General features: G+C 66.2%; 18 protein-coding genes and 1 pseudogene. 5 read left to right on the top strand and 14 right to left on the bottom strand.

The features are described 5' to 3' along the window. The first annotated feature begins 40 nt into the window (after window positions 1-40). Window positions 41-928, top strand: a complete 888-nt coding sequence (locus tag A5707_RS12525; protein ID WP_065014848.1) for an alpha/beta hydrolase — start codon at window positions 41-43, stop codon at window positions 926-928. 102 nt (window positions 929-1,030) lie between these two features. Here the strand turns inward: A5707_RS12525 and A5707_RS12520 are convergent, their stop codons facing one another. Then, window positions 1,031-1,804 (bottom strand): SDR family oxidoreductase, encoded by a 774-nt coding sequence (locus A5707_RS12520; protein ID WP_065014847.1) that lies wholly within the window; start codon window positions 1,802-1,804, stop codon window positions 1,031-1,033. Between the two features lie 60 nt (window positions 1,805-1,864). Here A5707_RS12520 and A5707_RS12515 point away from each other — a divergent pair, with 60 nt between their 5' ends. After that, window positions 1,865-2,698 (top strand): class I SAM-dependent methyltransferase, encoded by an 834-nt coding sequence (locus A5707_RS12515; RefSeq protein WP_065014774.1) that lies wholly within the window; start codon window positions 1,865-1,867, stop codon window positions 2,696-2,698. On the opposite strand, the gene A5707_RS12510 is transcribed toward A5707_RS12515, so the two are convergent. Then, the gene (locus A5707_RS12510; RefSeq protein WP_065014773.1) at window positions 2,661-3,317 is read right to left on the bottom strand and encodes a TetR/AcrR family transcriptional regulator; all 657 of its coding nucleotides are present in this window, start codon (window positions 3,315-3,317) and stop codon (window positions 2,661-2,663) included. The genes A5707_RS12515 and A5707_RS12510 overlap by 38 nt on opposite strands. Before the next feature lie 141 nt (window positions 3,318-3,458). On the opposite strand from A5707_RS12510, the gene A5707_RS23840 reads away from it, so the two are divergent. Beyond that, on the top strand, window positions 3,459-3,584 hold the full coding sequence (locus A5707_RS23840) for a hypothetical protein (protein WP_156657862.1): 126 nt from the start codon (window positions 3,459-3,461) through the stop codon (window positions 3,582-3,584). Here A5707_RS23840 and A5707_RS12505 read toward each other — a convergent pair. From A5707_RS12505 to A5707_RS12490, 4 genes and pseudogenes are all read right to left on the bottom strand, one after another. Then, the gene (locus A5707_RS12505) at window positions 3,581-5,005 is read right to left on the bottom strand and encodes an NAD(P)(+) transhydrogenase (Re/Si-specific) subunit beta (protein WP_065014772.1); all 1,425 of its coding nucleotides are present in this window, start codon (window positions 5,003-5,005) and stop codon (window positions 3,581-3,583) included. The genes A5707_RS23840 and A5707_RS12505 overlap by 4 nt on opposite strands. Then, entirely contained in the window at window positions 5,002-5,331 is a 330-nt protein-coding gene (locus tag A5707_RS12500; protein ID WP_065014771.1) for an NAD(P) transhydrogenase subunit alpha, read from the bottom strand. Before A5707_RS12500 ends, A5707_RS12505 begins: the two co-directional genes overlap by 4 nt. A gap of 75 nt (window positions 5,332-5,406) precedes the next feature. Then, window positions 5,407-6,507 (bottom strand): annotated as a pseudogene (locus A5707_RS12495) (Re/Si-specific NAD(P)(+) transhydrogenase subunit alpha); the annotation flags it as partial. Between the two features lie 88 nt (window positions 6,508-6,595). Next, on the bottom strand, window positions 6,596-7,057 hold the full coding sequence (locus A5707_RS12490; RefSeq protein ID WP_065014846.1) for a DUF1348 family protein: 462 nt from the start codon (window positions 7,055-7,057) through the stop codon (window positions 6,596-6,598). A 56-nt stretch (window positions 7,058-7,113) separates the two neighbouring features. Between A5707_RS12490 and A5707_RS12485 the strand changes: the two genes are divergently transcribed. Continuing rightward, complete coding sequence (locus A5707_RS12485; protein WP_065014845.1) at window positions 7,114-8,325, top strand: acyl-CoA dehydrogenase family protein; 1,212 nt, start codon at window positions 7,114-7,116, stop codon at window positions 8,323-8,325. Further along, window positions 8,325-9,137 carry a tyrosine-protein phosphatase gene (locus A5707_RS12480; protein WP_065014770.1) on the top strand — a complete coding sequence of 271 codons (813 nt, stop codon included), beginning with the start codon at window positions 8,325-8,327 and terminating at the stop codon, window positions 9,135-9,137. Before A5707_RS12485 ends, A5707_RS12480 begins: the two co-directional genes overlap by 1 nt. A gap of 8 nt (window positions 9,138-9,145) precedes the next feature. On the opposite strand, the gene A5707_RS12475 is transcribed toward A5707_RS12480, so the two are convergent. The 8 genes from A5707_RS12475 to A5707_RS12440 all read right to left on the bottom strand — a co-directional run bounded on the left by A5707_RS12475 (window position 9,146) and on the right by A5707_RS12440 (window position 17,569). Continuing rightward, window positions 9,146-10,360: a DUF7373 family lipoprotein gene (locus A5707_RS12475; RefSeq protein WP_082969426.1), complete on the bottom strand. Its 1,215-nt coding sequence runs from the start codon at window positions 10,358-10,360 to the stop codon at window positions 9,146-9,148. 35 nt (window positions 10,361-10,395) lie between these two features. Next, window positions 10,396-10,866 carry a hypothetical protein gene (locus A5707_RS23835; RefSeq protein ID WP_156657858.1) on the bottom strand — a complete coding sequence of 157 codons (471 nt, stop codon included), beginning with the start codon at window positions 10,864-10,866 and terminating at the stop codon, window positions 10,396-10,398. Between the two features lie 17 nt (window positions 10,867-10,883). Next, entirely contained in the window at window positions 10,884-12,653 is a 1,770-nt protein-coding gene (locus tag A5707_RS24770) for a serine/threonine-protein kinase PknH/PknJ (protein WP_082969425.1), read from the bottom strand. Window positions 12,654-12,732: 79 nt separating this feature from the next. After that, a complete protein-coding gene (locus A5707_RS12460; protein WP_065014768.1) occupies window positions 12,733-13,212 on the bottom strand; it encodes a DUF456 domain-containing protein in 480 nt (159 codons plus the stop codon). Then, a complete protein-coding gene (locus A5707_RS12455) occupies window positions 13,212-14,180 on the bottom strand; it encodes an NADPH:quinone oxidoreductase family protein (RefSeq protein ID WP_065014767.1) in 969 nt (322 codons plus the stop codon). The genes A5707_RS12460 and A5707_RS12455 overlap by 1 nt, the downstream gene beginning before the upstream one ends. 9 nt (window positions 14,181-14,189) lie before the next feature. Beyond that, on the bottom strand, window positions 14,190-15,050 hold the full coding sequence (locus A5707_RS12450; protein WP_065014766.1) for an SDR family oxidoreductase: 861 nt from the start codon (window positions 15,048-15,050) through the stop codon (window positions 14,190-14,192). Between the two features lie 93 nt (window positions 15,051-15,143). Further along, complete coding sequence (locus A5707_RS12445; RefSeq protein WP_065014765.1) at window positions 15,144-16,550, bottom strand: aldehyde dehydrogenase family protein; 1,407 nt, start codon at window positions 16,548-16,550, stop codon at window positions 15,144-15,146. A gap of 80 nt (window positions 16,551-16,630) precedes the next feature. Then, window positions 16,631-17,569 carry a class I SAM-dependent methyltransferase gene (locus tag A5707_RS12440; RefSeq protein WP_065014764.1) on the bottom strand — a complete coding sequence of 313 codons (939 nt, stop codon included), beginning with the start codon at window positions 17,567-17,569 and terminating at the stop codon, window positions 16,631-16,633. Between the last annotated feature and the right edge of the window lie 31 nt (window positions 17,570-17,600).

The raw sequence follows: 17,600 nt of genomic DNA, 5'->3' as shown, positions 1-17,600 counted from the left end.
CGTCTTTCGTATCACGCCACGGTACGGAATGATGCGGCACATGGCCCAACGCGAGGATGTGTGGTTCAACTCCGGTCACGACCGGATCAGTGCCTGGCTCTACCGGCCAGACAGCACCGGTATCACCCCGCTGCTGGTGATGGCGCACGGCCTGGGCGCGGTGCGCACGATGCGACTCGACGCCTACGCCGAACGCTTCAGCGCGGCCGGTTACGCCTGTCTGGTCTTCGACTACCGCAACTTCGGCGACAGCGAGGGCCAGCCGCGCCAGCTCCTCGACATCAGAATGCAACAACAAGACTGGATTGCCGCCGTCGCGTACGCCCGTACCCTCGCGGGTGTCGACCACGATCGAATTGGGCTGTGGGGCACGTCGTTTAGCGGTGGGCATGTGATCGCGACCGCGGCCAGACTGCCGGGCATCGCCGCCGTCGTCGCGCAGTGCCCGTTTACCGACGGTATCGCGTCGGCGCGCACACTCAATCCGCTGACCACTGCGCGCATCACCGCACTGGGAGTTCGTGACGTGGTTGCGGCCGGGCTGGGAAGACCGCCGGTAATGGTTGCCACAGCGGGCAATCCGGGCGAGGTGGCGTTGATGAACACGCCCGACGCGTATCCCGGGTATATGCGGCTGGTGCCCGAGGGGGCACAGCTGCCCAATCAGGTTGCCGCCCGGGTCGGACCGAAGATCATGACCTACCGGCCGGGTCGGCTGGCCGCGAAAATCCCCTGCCCCATCCTGTTCTGCGTGTGCGAAACCGACTCGGTGGCTCCTGCCGGCCCCACCCAGCGCTACGCCGCCGAAGCGCCGCGTGGCGAGGTCAAGACCTACCCTGAGGGCCACTTCGCGATCTACGTCGACGACGCGTTCGAGCGCGTCATCGCCGACCAGCTCGCGTTCCTCGACCGGCACCTGGCCGCCTGAGCCCAGACCGACCAGTCACGGCGCCGACTGTGCGATCTCATACGCCTTCCGCGGCGTGTTGCGGATGAAACCGCCCACTCGGCGCAGTCTCTCCCCAGCGGCTTAGCGGATGACGGTCGCGCCGCCGTCGACGGGAATCACCGCACCGGTGATGTAGGTACTGGCCCGGCTGGCGAGGAACACCGCGATGCCGGCCATGTCCTCGGGCTGGCCGATCCGCCCCAGCGGCAGCAGCGAGCCCACCGCGTCCGGTCCGGCCCGCAACAACTCCTTGGTCATCCGGGATTGGAAGAGCCCGGGCGCGATGGCGTTGACCAGAATTCGCGGTGCCAGTTCACCGGCCAGGTGCTTGGTGAGCATGTGCACGGCGGCCTTGCTGGCGCTGTAGGAGAAGTTGTCTCTGCCACGTTCGGGGGCGACGATCCCGTCGATGCTGCCGGTGTTGATCACCCGCGCCGGGTCGTCATCGGTCGCGCCCGCGGTCAGCATCGGCACCAGTGCGCGGGTCAACAGAAACACTCCCTTGACGTTGACGTTGAAAACCTTGTCGAAGCCGGACTCCGGGAACTCGCCGAACGGCGCTCCCCACGCAGCGCCGGCATTGTTGAACAAGGCGTGGATGGCGTCCTCCCGACCGGCCAGCCCCCCAGCCAGCGCCTGCACCCCGTCGGCCGTGCCCAGATCGGCCGGGATGGCATGGACCGTGCCGTGGGCCGACAGCTCGGCCACCGCCGACTCCAGCTCGGCTTCCTTACGGCTGGACAGATACACCGTGGCGCCGGCCTGCAGCAGGCCCCTGGCCATCATCACGCCGATGCCGCGACCGCCGCCGGTCACCACGACGACCTTCCCGTCGAGTCGAAACATGTCAGTCATGGCCATCAGTCTGCGGGTCGGCCATCGACGCTGCGCGCCGACCCCTCAAGATAGAACGCCATGACGAACAAGCTCGACTTCTCCGGGGTGCGCTGGGGTTCTGTGGAATGGACCAATCTGTGCACGCTGTACCTACGGGCCTACGAAAGTCGGTTGGAGCAGCCGGTTCTCGGTGACCGGGCGGCGGCCGAAGCAGTCGACCGAATTGACTACGATTTCGGCCGAATGCACCGGACCGCTCAGCCATGGGCCAACCAGTTCCTGGTTGCGTTGCGCGCCAAGCAACTCGACGTCTGGGCCGGCGATTTCCTGCGCCACAATCCGCAAGCCGTCGTGTTGCACTTGGGGTGCGGGCTGGACAGTCGCGCGTATCGCCTCGACGTGCCGCGCGGGGTGAGCTGGTTCGACGTCGACGTGCCCGAAGTCATCGACCTGAGGCGCCGGCTGTACGACGACTACCCCGGCTACACGATGATCGGCTCGTCAGTCACCGAACCCGGCTGGTTGGACCAGGTCCCAATGGATCGTCCCGCGTTGATCGTCGCCGAGGGTCTGCTGATGTATCTCACCGAAACCGAATTACGCGATCTGCTGACGCGGCTGACAGATCGCTTTGCCACCGGCGAGCTGCTGGCCGACCTGCTCTCACCGTGGGGCCCGCGGTTCTCGAATTCTCCGCTGCTGTCCAAGTTTTCCACGTCGGGAATCACCAAATGGGGAACCCACGACGGCCATGAGTTATCAGAGTGGAACCCACGGCTACGCCTGATTGACCGGGTCATGTTCCTTGACCCCGACAAGATCCCGCTCAAGCCGCAACGTCTGGTCTACCGACTGCTGACCGCGATTCCTGCCGTCAGGAACTACGACCGGCTGTATCGATTTCGGTTCTGACGCCCAGCGGTGACTCGGCGCGGACGGTCTCGTCGCGGATCAGGCCACGCAGCAACGCAGTGCTGAATTCTGCGGCGATTTCCTTGGCCGTTCGGCGTCCGCTGGGCCGCAGCCACCGGTAGGCGCCCAGCGTCATCCCGATGTAGCCCAACGCCAGCACGTGGGAGTCGCATTCGTAAAACTCGCCGCTGGCGATCCCCCGATCGATGAGGTCGTGCACATGCTCATAGACCTGCGTTTCCTTCTCGCGGACCGCGGCGACCTGTTCCTCGCTGAACCACTCGGTGATGTAGGGCTGCTCCTGGAAATACACCGCCGCCCCTTCCGGGTTGGCGGCGATCTGGTTGAGCAACCGCACCGTGTACTGATACAGCGCCTCGCGCGCGGACATCGACGGATCGTCGTGCACCGCGGCCAGCGTGCGTTCGGCAGCCTGCTGATAGATGTCGTAGAGAATCAGCGACTTGCTGGCGTAATAGTGGTAAACGGTCGCCTTGTTCAGGCCGACCACATCGGCGACGTCGTCCATCCTTGTGCCGTGGTAACCGCGCGCGGCGAACAGCTTGGTGGCAACGGTCAACAACTCCTCGCGGCGGGATTGCCCGTTCTCGGATGGCATGTCTACTCACTATCAGCAGGTCCGGAGCGTCTCCGGGTGTCAATCAACTAGTTGGACAGTTTAAGTGTTGTCTGTCGCGGCGTTGACCGATGGGACTAGACTGCTCAACGAAGCAAGAGGCGACTGAAAAGAGATGGTCAGATGGACCCGAATCCGGACTACGACTTTTCCGACGAGGTCGAGTTCTTCTTCCGCTATGTGCCCTGGGGTTTGCGCGGCGTCGTCGACGGCAACGGCTACCCACCGCCGGCATATCCGCCGGTCTAGAGGGCTTTGAGCTCCTCCGTCACTGCCGATACGGACTTCTTGGCGTCACCGAACAGCAGCGTGGTGCCCTCGGCGTAGAACAGCGGGTTGTCGATGCCCGCGAACCCTGAATTCATCGACCGCTTGAGCACGATCACCGACTTGGACTTGTCCACGTTGAGGATCGGCATCCCATAGATCGGACTCGACGACTCGTTGCGGGCCGCCGGGTTGGTGACGTCGTTGGCGCCGATCACCAGCGTGACGTCGGTGCGGGCGAACTCGTCGTTGATGTCGTCCATGTCTTTCATCGCGTCGTAGTCGACCTCGGCCTCGGCCAGCAGCACGTTCATGTGACCGGGCATCCGGCCGGCGACGGGGTGGATCGCGTATTTCACCGGCACGCCGCGGTTTTCCAGCAACGCGGCCATGTCCTTGACGGCGTGCTGAGCCTGCGCGACCGCCAGCCCATAGCCCGGCACCACGATCACCTGGTTGGCGTAGGCCATCTGGATCGCCGCGTCGGCGGCGGAGGTGGACCTGACGTGCTTGTCGCCGCCGTCGCCGCCGCCTGGGGCCACCCCGCCGCCCCCGAAACCGCCCGCAACGATGGCCGGGATGGAGCGGTTCATCGCCTTGGCCATCAGGTTGGTCAGGATCGAACCGGACGCGCCGACGATCATGCCGGCCACGATCATCGCGGTGTTGTTCAACGCCAGCCCGGCCGCCGCCGCGGACAAGCCGGTCATCGCGTTCAGCATCGAGATCACCACGGGCATGTCCGCGCCGCCGATCGGCAGCACCACCATCAGACCCAGCACGCCGGCGGCGGCCAGCAGGCCGATCATCCACCACAGCGAAACCCCGCCGCTGCCCGGATGGGCGTGCAGCCCGATCACCACCGCGGCGGCGACGGCCGCGGCCAACAGCAGCAGGTTCAGCGGCTGCTGCGCCTTGCCCACCCCGATCGGCCGGCCGGAGATGATCTCCTGCAGCTTGCCGAACGCGATGATCGACCCCCAGAACGAGATCGAGCCGATGATCGCGGCGAACAGCGATGCCACCACGATGTGCACGGTCGGCGACTCGCCGTGCTGGAACTCCGAAAACCCGGTGGTGTCAATGAACTCCGACAACGCGATCAGCGCCACCGTGCCGCCGCCGACGCCGTTGAAGAACGCCACCAGCTGCGGCATCGCGGTCATCTTGGTCAGCCGGGCCGGCGGAACGCCGAGCACGACGCCGAGCACCAGGCCGGCAATGATCAGCGGCCAGTGGTCGGTGTGCCGGATGAGGATCAGCGTGGCGGCTACCGCGATGGCCATCCCGATCGCGGCGATCCAGTTGCCGCGCACCGCCGTCTTGGGGCCGGTCAGGCCCATCAGGCCGTAGATGAAGAGAGAAAACGCGACGAGGTAGAGGACCGTGACGAGGTAGTTCATCGGCCTTGCCCGTCCGTCTCGGCTTTCACCGGCACCGGTTTCTTGCCCTTGAACATGCCCAGCATCCGGTCGGTGACGATGAAGCCGCCGATGACGTTCAGGGTCCCGAACACCAGCGCGACGAACAGGATGATCTGCTGGGCCAGCGTCGGGTGTTCGATACGCCCGAGCACCAGCAGCGCGCCGAGCACCACGATGCCGTGGATGGCGTTGGTGCCCGACATCAGCGGGGTGTGCAGCGTATTCGGCACCTTGGAGATCACGGCGAAACCGACGAAGCCGGACAGCACCAGGATCGCCAGGTTGGCCAGAAGGTCGTCGTACATCTAGGCGTCCTCCCTCTGAGTCAAGCGCCGCTCCTCCCCATCGCTTCGTCCCCCTCGCCGCTGCGCGGCTGGGGGTACCCCCACTGCATCGTCGCCGGCGCGTGTGACACACGCGGCGGCCACCACTTCGTCGTCGAAGTCGGGGGCCAGCTTGCCGTCGGTGATCAGCAGGTCCAGCAGCGCGGTGATGTTCTTGCTGTAGAGCTCGCTGGCGTGCTCAGGCATCGTCGCGGGCAAGTTCAGCGGGGCCGCAATCGTGACGTCCTCTTTGACGACGGTTTGGCCGGGCTCGGTCAGCTCGCAGTTGCCGCCGGTTTCCCCGGCGAGGTCGACGACCACGCTGCCGGGCTTCATCCCCTCCACCGCCGCGGCGGTCACCAGCCGTGGCGCGGGTTTGCCCGGCACCAGCGCGGTGGTGATGACCACGTCGAACCCGCTGATCGCCTCTTCCAACGCCTTCTGCTGCTGGGCGCGCTCTTCGTCGGTGAGCTCACGGGCGTATCCACCTTCACCGGAGGCATCGATGCCGACATCGAGCCACTGCGCGCCCACGGAGCGGACCTGGTCGGCCACTTCGGGCCGAACGTCGTAGCCCGACGTGCGGGCACCCAGCCGCTTGGCCGTTGCCAGTGCCTGCAGTCCGGCCACGCCCACCCCGAGTACCAGCACGGTGGCCGGCTTCACCGTCCCCGCCGCGGTGGTCAGCATCGGAAAAAACCGGGTCGACTCCGAGGCCGCCAGCAGCACCGCCTTGTAGCCGGCCACATTGGCTTGCGACGACAGCGCGTCCATCACTTGAGCCCGGGAGATCCGGGGGATCGATTCCAACGCGAACGCCTGGACGCCGGCTTTGGTCAGCGCGTCCACCTGGTTGTCCGCGTTCCGCGGGGCGAGGAAGCCGATCAGGGTCTGGCCGCTCTTGAGCCGGCGCACCTCGTCGGCGCTGGGCGGTGCGACCTTCACGACGATGTCGGCGGCCCAGGCGTCGCCGATGGTGGCCCCGGCGTCGGTGTACAGCTCGTCGGGAAGCAACGCCCGCTCCCCGGCGCCCGACTCGACGACGACGGCTACACCGCTTTTGACCAGCGGTGCGACCGCCTTGGGCACGAGCGCTACCCGCCGCTCGTCGGCTCCGGACTCGGCGACCACCCCGACGGTCGTCTGCGTTTCTGCCATCGGCTTCCTTGTGTTTTCCCTACCCCAGTGGATCGGCCCTCACCCTAACTGGCGGTCGCTGACCCGCCGCGAGCAGACGGCAGCCGCGTCACCACAGCGGGATGTCGCGGCCGTGCTCGGCTTCCGGGCGGGGACCGAAGTAGCGGCGCTCGGCGGCGTCGATCGCGACGTCGTTGATGCTGGCCTCCCGCCGGGCCATCAGACCGGTGTCGGTGAACTCCCACAGCTCGTTGCCGTAGCTGCGATACCACTGGCCGGCATGGTCGTGGCACTCGTATTGGAACCGCACCGCGATGCGGTTGCCCTGAAAGGCCCACAGGCTCTTACGCAGCACGTAGTCGAGTTCGCGCTGCCACTTGCGGGTCAAGAACGCAATGATCTCGTCGCGGCCCGCGACATGCTCGTCGCGGTTACGCCACTGCGAGTCGACGGTGTAGGCGGCCGCGACCTTCTCCGGATCGCGGGTGTTCCACGCGTCTTCGGCGGACTGAACCTTTCGGATCGCCGTCTCGAGAGTGAACGGCGGAAGCGGTGGACGTGTCTCGGTCATGATGTTCATCCTGCGCCCGATTCACCGTGGCTTATCGTGACGGCATGGACTTCGCGATGTCAGCCAAAGCGAGCGACTACCACAAGCGGCTGTCCGACTTCATGGCCGAGCATGTCTTTCCGGCCGAAGCTGAGTATGACCGCTACCGCCGCGAAGCCGGCGCAGGCGATCACACGGTGCCGCCGGTCATCGAGGAACTGAAGACCAAGGCCAAAGAGCGCGGGCTGTGGAACTTGTTCCTGCCCGCGGAGTCGGGCCTGACCAACCTGGAGTACGCGCCGCTGGCCGAGCAGACCGGCTGGAGCCTGGAGATCGCGCCCGAGGCGCTCAACTGCGCGGCCCCCGATACCGGCAATATGGAGACCCTGCACCTGTTCGCCACCGAGGAACAACGCCAACAGTGGCTGGAGCCGTTGCTCGCCGGCGAGATCCGCAGCGCCTTTTCGATGACCGAGCCGGCGGTCGCCAGCAGCGACGCTCGCAACATCGAGACCTCGATCGTGCGCGACGGCGGCGACTACGTGATCAACGGCCGCAAGTGGTGGACATCCGGGGCGGCCGATCCGCGCTGCAAAATCCTGATTGTGATGGGCCGCACCAACCCTGAGGCGGCCAGCCACCAGCAACAGTCGATGGTCCTGGTGCCCATCGACACGCCTGGTGTGACCGTGGTCCGCTCGACATCGGTTTTCGGTTACCAGGACCAGCCCGGACACTGCGAGATCATCTATGACAACGTCCGGGTACCCGTCACCAACCTGCTCGGCGAAGAAGGCGGCGGCTTCGCGATCGCTCAAGCGCGGCTGGGGCCCGGCCGCATCCACCACTGCATGCGTGCGCTGGGCGGCGCCGAACGTGCGCTGGCACTCATGGTGCACCGCGCCAACAGCCGAATTGCGTTCGGCCGTCCCCTGGCCGACCAAGGGCTCGTCCAGCAGGCAATTGCCGCGTCCCGCAACGAGATCGATCAAGCCAGGCTGTTATGCGAGAAGGCGGCATGGACCATCGACCAACACGGCAACAAGGCTGCCCACCTGTTGGTGTCGCAAATCAAGGCGGTGGCCCCGCAAGTGGCCTGTAATGTCATCGACCGCGCTATCCAGGTCCACGGAGCAGCCGGGGTCAGCGAGGACACGGCGTTGGCCCGGCTCTACGCGTGGCACCGCGCCATGCGGATCTTCGACGGACCCGACGAGGTGCACATGCGATCGATCGCACGGGCCGAAATCGGCCGCGCGAAAAGCGTTTTCGCTGCGGCGGTTACATAGTGACCACCGAGATTCGCGAGTTGTCCGGCGCAGTCAACTTTCGTGACGTCGCCATGTCGGCCGGCCTGCGGCCGGGCCGGTTGTTCCGTTCCGGTGAGCTGAGCCGACTCGACGATGACGGGCGCGACGCGCTGCGCCGGCTGGGTATCACCGATGTCGCCGATTTACGTTCGCCGCGCGAGGTCGAGCGCCGCGGTCCGGGCCGGGTGCCCGGCGACGTCGACATTCACCTGCTGCCGATCCCCGACCTCGCCGCCGATTCGACGGATGGCGCTGCGCCGCACGAACATGCGTGGCAGCGCATGATGACCGAGAAGCCGGACGAAGAATCCGTCGCCGACGCAGCTGCCCGTTACATGGTCGACGAGTACCGCCGGTTCCCCACCTACAACGGTGCGCAGCCGGCGCTGCGCCGGATCGTCATGCTGCTGGCCGCCGGGCGCCCGGTGCTGGCGCATTGCTTCGCCGGCAAGGACCGCACCGGCTTCATGGTCGCGGTAGTGCTGGAAGCGATCGGTATTGACCGAGACGCGGTGCTGGCCGACTACCTGCGCAGCAACGACGCCGCGGCACAGCTTCGGGAACGGATCCTGGAAATGATCCAGCAACGCTCGGAGAGCGAGTTGACGCCCGAGGTAATGACATTCACCGAAGCGCGGCTTTCCGATGAGGTCCTCGGTGTCCGCGAGGAATACCTGGATGCGGCGCGCCGCACGATCGACGAAACCTATGGATCGCTGGATGGCTACCTGCGCGATGCGGGCATCACGGAGTCTGATGTCGATCGGCTTCGCGAAGCGCTGCTGGGCTGATTCGGAATCTAACTGCCGACCAGGATGCGGTACTGGGCGGCTGCTTGCTGGTGTGCGGTGTCCAGTTGGCGGGCAACGGTTTTGATCATGTACTTCTCGACGGTGGCTAGACACCAGTGGTGCGGAATGAGTCCGCCGGCTCCTGGTATCAGCGTGCAGCGGCTCTGCGGTAGGCCGGGCACACCGTCGGCGGATTGGGCGCCTTTGGTCGCCGACAGCGTGTCGCTGTAAGCCTGCAGCAGCTTCTGAGCCGCCTCGGGGGTGGCGGCGCGATAGATCGTCGCGCGGTTGATGGAGACCTCGTCGACCTTCGCGGAGTTGAGAGCCGGCCCGACGGCGGCCGGGTCGTTTTCGAAGTGCAGTGCACCGGCCGGCTCGTAGGCGGCCCCTGTCGTGGAGGTGGCCTGGTCAGGTGGCATGGGAAGCGTGCGAGCGACGAGGCCGGTGGGATCGAGAGGCAACGTGGCGAACTGGCTGGGGTCGGTGGGCGTGAAGGAGTCGATCAGCGGAAGTTGCAAGTCGAGGGTGTGTGCGGCGAGTTGTACTGGGCAATCTGGTGTGGCTGCGCAGTGGATGACCTGGACGAGGACGTAGGGACCGTGTGCGGTGGCTACGATCAGCTCCTGGAGGCGTTCGGCGCCTTGCTGGTAAGTGATGAGTGCCCCGTGGGCGTCGGGATGGCCGGGTATGGGGGTGGACTGTTCGGGTTCGGTCACGATGGGCATGACGTCCTCGAGGCGGGGAAAAGACATGGCTTTGTCGTGAAAGCCTTGCGCAACAGCCGATGCCGCGCGGTCGTCGGCGAAGCGCAGCACGGCGTTGCGCAGTGACTTTTGAGGCCCCGCAGTGCTGTGGCGCTCGGAGGTGAATCCGACGAGGAAGGGTTGTCCCCAGGCGCCGCCGACAACCCACGCCCACAGCACCTGGCCCAGTTGGTCGTAGGTGTCGATGACGGCGGCGTCTCCGCTGAGGTGGGAGTTCAGGGCAGGATCCACTTGCCAGGGTCCGACTGTGTAGTTGGCCATCCGGTGACCCTCTGCCAGGCGCCCCGCCTGTTCTGAGCCGGCGGTGCCGGCTGGTGGTTGCGGTGTCGTCGGAAACCGGCCCGGGTCCAGCAGCGACGCGTTGACCGAGCTAGCGGGTGGAGCAGGCGGTGTGGTAGCGACACCGCCAGTGGTCGTGCTGCAGCCGACCAGCGCGACGAAGAGTGCACTGGATAGCACCGAAACGCCAAGGCGTGCAGAAAGTGTGGCGGTTATCAGTAGGTTTGGCAGATTTTCCACCCGTCCTCGTCGCGCTTCACCGGCAAGCTGGCCGATGCCGATCCCAGGGCTTCGTTGTGCGAATCCATGGTGACTATGGCGTTGTCGCCGTCGACGGATACCGACGTGATGGACACCGTCGTGACCCCGGTGTTGGTCCGATCTTTCTTGAGGTAATCCATCACCGTACCGGTGAATCGGGCCCGCATCGGCGCGCACATCAATTCCGTGTAGGCGTCCCAGTTTTCGGTGTTGTACGCATCTCCGAAAGCCATGACGGTTCGGCGAATCTGCTCTTCATCAGTGGGGACAGGTGCGGGCGCCGGCGACGTCGTCGGGCCGGGTGCGCCGGCATGCGCCGATGTGCTGACATCCGGCAAGACGGGAGTACCGCCCGTGGTGTGCGCGCATGCGGCAGAGATCGCAGCGGCGCACAGCAGAACTCCGGTTAGCCTCAAGGCGTTCATGGACATTGGGCACCTTCTCACTGGTGTGGCACCTTGGCTGCGGTCGCGAGAACCAAGGCGGCGACGTCGGCGCCGCCGCCGGCCCGGCATTGCCGGATGTCGATCATCACGTTGCCGCGCGGCATTATCCCGTGTTGGCAGGTTCCATTCTCGCCGTGCAGGGTGGCGGTCACGGTGTAAACGCCGGTGGTGGTGACCGGGTGGGTGAACTCCCAGGTTTGCGGCGGCGAGCCGGACGGGAGGACGGTGATTGTCTTGCCGCCGCACAGCTCCACTGCGCCACGTTGGCGGACATAAAAGCCGTTGGCCGAATTTTCGGTCGCGAATGACACCACGGCCTGGACCAGGCCATCCTGCCACGGTTTCTGGTTGAGGCCGCGCAGGGTTTGGATCGCGGCCCCGGTGACGACGACGTTGGGCGCGGACCGCGTTGCGTGGTACACCGACTGTTGCGCAGGTGCCCAGGCGTTGAGGCACTGCTGGTCAGCCGGGGCGACGGTGCCGGCGTCGTCGGCCAGGCCGGTGGTGTCTTGCTCGAGCGCCATCGGTGCGCCACCGGATTGGGGAAGCTCGGCGGCGGTCAGCAGAATTGAGCGCAATTGGTCCGGCGCGATGTCGGTGGCGGCGGATTGGAAGCTTGGGGCCGGTACTGATGACAGCGCTGGTGTCGGATTGGATTGTGCGGCGGGACCACGCGGGGTGCTGTCGGCCGCATCCGGCCATACCGCCACGGCGACTGCTGTTGCCACAACCAGCGCCGCCGCGCCGATGCCGGCACCGATGACGGTCCGCCGGCGCCGCTGGGGCGCTGGCGGGGGTGCGGCCGGGGTGCCCATGGTGCGCGGTGCCTCGTTTTGCCACCACGGTGCGCTGTCGCTGCCCTGCATCTGCGGGTAGGAAACGACGTCGGTGGTCGGCACCGCCGGCATCGGCGCTCGTAACCTCAGGGTGGGGTCGCGCAGCGCGGCTGCGGCCGCGTGGGCCAAGTCGGACGCGGTGGCGAACCGGGCGCCGGGATCCTTTGCCATCGCGGTCGCGATCACGTAGTCGAGCGCGGGCGGCAATCCGGGCACGAGATCGGTGACGCGTGGCGGGGGCTGTTGCAGATGAGCCAGCATCACGGCGGCCGGCCCATTGCGGCCGGAAAACGGGGGCTTGCCGGTCAGAAGCCGAAACAGTGTGCAGCCCAACGAGTAGATGTCGGCGCGGCCGTCAAACCGCGAGGTGGACAACACTTCCGGTGCCGCATAGGCGATGGTGGCCATCACCGATCCGGTTGCGGTCAAACCGACGTCGTCGAGGGCGCGGGCGATGCCGAAATCGCCTAGCAGCACTTGCTCTTGGACGCCTACGGGCCCGGAGAGCAAAAAATTCGCGGGCTTGACGTCGCGGTGCACGACATGACGTTGATGGGCGAAGTCCAAAGCTTTGGCTACCTCGGTGATGATGTGCACGGCGCGCTGCGGTGTCATGGTCCCTGCGCGCAGCGCGTCGTCGGCGTCGGTGCCGTCGACGAATTGCATGGCAATCCACAGCTGGCCGTCATCGGTGTGCCCGCGGTTGTACACCGAGACGATCTGCGGATGTTGCAGCGCGGCGGCCACATCGGCTTCGCGGGTGAAGCGGGCCCGGAAATCGGGATCACGTGACAGCTCGGGGGACAGGACCTTGAGTGCGTCGAATCGCGGCAGGGTCGGATTGGCGGCCAGGTACACCGCGCCCATCCCGCCGACACCAAGGATGCGTTCGATACGGTATCCGGCCACCATCGACCCGGCCGCCAGCATCTACAGCACCTCCGATGCGGAGTCGGTCGACCCGCAGGCCATACGCTACTTCCACTTGGTCTCGGTGCCCGCCGATACCCTAGAAAGCGACGGCGATAATCCACGCCACAGTGGCGAGCAGCGCGGCGGTCAGTTCTACACCCACGGACAGCGCCACGCCTTTCAATGCGTGCACGGTTGCTACCCATGCGCTTCGCTGGTCGCGCCCGTGTGTCAACTCAGCCAGATAGATGCCGCCCACGAAGCCGATCGGCAACCCCAGTACCGGAATCACGAAAAAACCGACGATGCCGAGCAATCCACCGACGACAAGACTCGACATCGCCACCTCGGCACGGCGCATCCGACGCACCGGCCACAGATACTTGACCACCACGCCGGCGCCCAGCAGCGCGGCAGCGACGCCAAGCGTCACCCACGACGTGGCCGTCCGCTCGACGGCAGCCCACACCGCGATAGCCGCAAATACCAGCGCCGACCCTGGCAGCATCGGTACAACGACGCCGATGAGGCCGATGGCGATCGCGAGCGCGACCAAGACCACCCCACCGGTGCTCACTACGGCTCCAAAACCACCTTGCCGAGCACGCCGCCGTCAGCCAGGCGCTGCAGCGCGGCGGGCCCATCCGACAGCGGATAGCGTTGCGGCGGCGGTGGTTTGAGCCCCAGCGCCACCAGTTCACTAAGACCCCAGGCGAACAACTTGGCCGAGCCCGGCACCTTGTTGAGGTATTCGCCCCAAGCCACGCCCACCACGCTGACGTTGCGCAGGAGTAGCCGATTGACTTTGACGGTAGGAATGCCGCCGGCAGCGAAGCCGATGACCAGTAGCTTGCCGTCGACGGCCAGCACCCGGATGGCGTCGTCGAACGCATCCCCGCCGACGGGATCGACGACGATGTCGACGCCGCGGCCATAAGTGACGTCACGCACCGCCTGCGCCCAGCCCTCGGTCAACGGCAGCACCACGTCGGCGCCCAGCGACTCGACGAATTCCGTTGCACCCGATCGGTGAACCACGGCGATCACTTCACAGGCACCCATCGCTTTGGCCACCTGAATCGCCGCGGTGCCCACCCCGCCGGCCGCGCCCAGCACCAGAACCGTGTCTCCCGGCCGCATCGCAGCCCGGCGGGTCAGTGCGAAATACATCGTGTTGTAGTTGACCAGCAGCGACACCGCCTCGGCGTCATCGAGTTCCGCGGGGCTGCGGATCACGTTGTCGACAGGCACAACCACCTGCTCGGCGAAGCCGCCGAGCACCCCGAACGCCGATACCCGCTCGCCTACCCGGACACCGGATTCTTCAGGCGCCCAGCGCACCACGCCCGCGGCCTCCATGCCGGGTATGAACGGCGGTGGCAGCTTCAGTTGGTATTCGCCTCTGCTTAACAGCAGGTCGGGAAAGCACACCCCGGCGGCGCAGACGTCGACGACCACCGTGTCCTGGTTACCGCAGACATCATCGACGTCGGTGTACACCATGCCCGACGGGCCTGAGAGTTCCTGTACTACACAGGCTTTCACGGCATGCCGCTATAACGAGAACTTGGCCTGCTGCGCCCCGGAGAGGTCGGTGATCGTCGACCACTGCCCGGCGATGTCGTCGACGGACGGCGGATTCTCGAAGGTGACGCCGTCGTTCTGGAACAGCGCCGTGCGCTGCACTTTGCCGCCACCGACGATGAACACCGATCCGGTGTCGTCCGATTCCTCGGTGCACAGGTAGGCGACCACCGGCGCCACGAATTCCGGTGTGAGCTTTTCAAACACCTCGGGCGGCAGGATGTCCTGGGTCATCCGCGTGGCGGCGATCGGCGCCAGCGCGTTGGCGTGAATGTTGTACTTGGCGCCCTCTTGCGCCAACGTGTTGATCAAGCCCACCAGGCCCAGCTTGGCCGCCCCGTAGTTGGCCTGGCCGAAGTTGCCGAACAACCCGCTAGTCGACGTTGCCACCACCACCCGGCCGTAGCTCTGCTCACGGAAGTGCGGCCAGGCGGCACGGATTACGTTGTAGCCGCCGTAGAGGTGCACTTTGAGCACGGCGTCCCAGTTCTCGAACGACATCTTGTGGAAGGTGCCGTCCCGCAGAATCCCGGCGTTGCTCACCACACCGTGGATGGCGCCGAATTCGTCGAGCGCTGTCTTGACGATGTTGGCCGCACCGCTCTCATCCGCGACGCTGTCGTAGTTGGCGACCGCGCGGCCGCCCGCGTCTTTGATCTCGGCGACCACCTGGTCGGCCATCGCCGAACCTGCACCGGTACCGTCGCGCGCTCCGCCGAGGTCGTTGACGACGACGCTGGCGCCTTCGCGCGCAAGAGTCAGGGCGTACTCGCGCCCCAGTCCCCCGCCGGCTCCGGTGACGACGACGACACGATCTTGCACTCCAGGCATGGACTTCCTTTCGGTTATCGATTACCCGACTCCTTCTCAGGCCGCAGCACGGCCCACGTCGTCGCCAGGCGGTCTAATTCGGACGCTGGTACCTCAGAACAGCCGGCGTGCCAACTTCCACGCCTTCTCTGTATACGGCGGGTAGATCATGCTCGAGACGTCGGGTCGGGTCGGCTTGGTCAGCACCGTCTTGCGGTGGCTGAATTCCTCGAAGCCCCACCGGCCGTGGTAGGCGCCCATGCCCGAGGCACCGACTCCGCCGAACGGCAGCTTGGCGGTGGTCACCTGGAAGGCGAGATGGTTGACCAGCATGCCGCCCGCCGGCACCTCGGAGATCACCCGCTCCCGGACGGCCCGGGTCTTGGTGAACAGGTAGGCCGACAACGGCTTGGGCCGCGAGTTGACGAAACGTATTGCGTCGTCGAGTGATTGCACCGAAATGATCGGCAAGATCGGGCCGAAGATCTCGCTGGTCATCAGCGGCTCGTCGGGGTCAGGGTCGACGACGACGGTGGGCTGCAGGCGCAGGGCCGCGGCATCGAACTCGCCGCCCAACGCGATCGTTCCTTTCGTGTCGGACAGATAGCCGGTCAGCCGGTCGAATTGACGTTGGTTGACAATGCGCATCCCGCCCGGTTCCGCAGCCCGGAACTTCGTGATGGCCTCGCCGATCTTGTCGACCAGCTCGTCGCGGATCGTGGTGTCGGCCAGCACGTAATCGGGTGCCACGCAGGTCTGCCCGGCGTTCATCAGTTTGATCCAGGCGATCCGCTTGGCCGCGACGTCGACGTCGGCGTCGGCCGCCACGATCACCGGGCTCTTTCCGCCCAACTCGAGCGTGACCGGCGTCAGATGCGGCGCCGCGCCCTCATAGACTTTGCGGCCGATCTCAGTGCCCCCGGTGAACAACACCCGGTCGAAGCCCTGGGCGATCAATTCCTGGCTGACCGCGCCGTCGCCCTCGACCACCGCGATCGCGTCGCTGTCCAGATACTTGGGCACCAGCTCGGCCATCAGCGCCGACGACGCCGGTGCGATTTCCGAAGGCTTGAGCACCACCGCGTTGCCGGCGGCGATCGCTCCTACCGCCGGACCGAGCGTCAAGTAGAAGGGGTAGTTCCATGCGCCGATGATCAACACCGTGCCGTAGGGCTCGTACTCCACCCAGCCGCGCCCCGGCAGCTGCGCGAGCTCGAGGAGGCGGTACTTGCGACGCATCCATTTTTTGACGTGTTTGGCGGCGTAGCGCGCTTCCCCGGCGGTGGATGCGCTGTCGGCCAGCCACGCCTCGAACGGTTTGCGGTCGAGGTCGGTTTCGAGCGCGGCGGCGATCGCCGACTCGTTTTCGGTCATCATCCGCTCGAGGCCACGCAACTGGCTGCGCCGCCATTCCAGACTTCGGGTTCTTCCGGTCGCGAAAGTCTGCCGCAGCCGAGCGACGGTTTTCGCGACGTCGCTGCCGGGCGTTGTGGCGGTGTTTGCGGCGGCTTCGGTGGTCACAGGGGTCCCCTTCCTGACCGGCGGAAGCCCAATCCTAATCAACCACCCGGTTGGGCAACAGATGCCCGGTCAGGCCGGAGCTACGTGCGCTCCGCGGTAACGAAGTGCGAGAACGCGTCCTTGTCGTCGGCCATCGGCACGCCCGGCACCGCGCGGTCCAGCCGCTGCATCTCGTCGAGCGAGTGCTGCGACGTCGCCCGCCAGCCGTGGCCGTTGAGCCATTCGGCGACGTCGGCGCGATTCGGGTCGTGGTAGATCAGGTCGCCGACGTCGACCGTCTGCTGGAAGCCGAGCTCCTCGGCCACCCGCTCGAAGCGCTCCCGCATTTCCTGGCGCCGCTCGTCGGCATGGCTGGCGGCGGTTTCGGCAGCGATACGGCTTCCCGGTGCACTCAGCTCGGTGATCTGCGCGAACAGCCGGTCTTGGGCGTCGGCAGGCAAATACATCAATAGCCCTTCGGCCAACCAGGCGGTCGGCGCCGCGGCGTCGAAGCCTTGGCCGCGCAGCGCGGCCGGCCAGTCCTGGCGCAGGTCGATCGGCACTTCCCGCCGGTCAACCGACGGCGTGACGCCGTGCGCCTCCAGCGTCGCGGACTTGTAGGCCAGCACCTTGGGCTGGTCGATCTCGTAGAGCGTGGTACCGGCCGGCCAATCCGACCGGTAGGCGCGGGAATCCAGGCCGGAAGCCAGGATCACGACTTGCCGGATGCCGGCGGCCATGGCGCCGGCGAAGTGGGCGTCGAAAAAGTGGGTGCGCACCGCTTGGTAGCTGCGCATGTGGTGGAAGATCGCCGCCGTCTCCGGGTCGGCGGCCTCGATCTTGGCGACCATCGAATCATCGAGCATGGCCTCCCACACCCCGGTGGCCGCATCGGCGACAAGGAGTTTCGCGTAGGGGTCACGAATCAGTGGGTCGGGGCTGTCCGTCTCGACGGCTCGAGCGGCCGCCACCATCACGGCGGTGCTGCCGACGCTGGTGGTGATGTCCCAGGTGTCGTCGTGGCTGCGCAGGGTGCTCATCGTGATTCCATTTCTGCCAATGCGAGTGACC

Source organism: Mycobacterium kyorinense (genome assembly GCF_001672775.1).
GTDB lineage: Bacteria > Actinomycetota > Actinomycetes > Mycobacteriales > Mycobacteriaceae > Mycobacterium > Mycobacterium kyorinense_A.
Note: the sequence above shows the minus strand (reverse complement) of the source record. Positions and strands in the feature narration are given on the sequence as shown.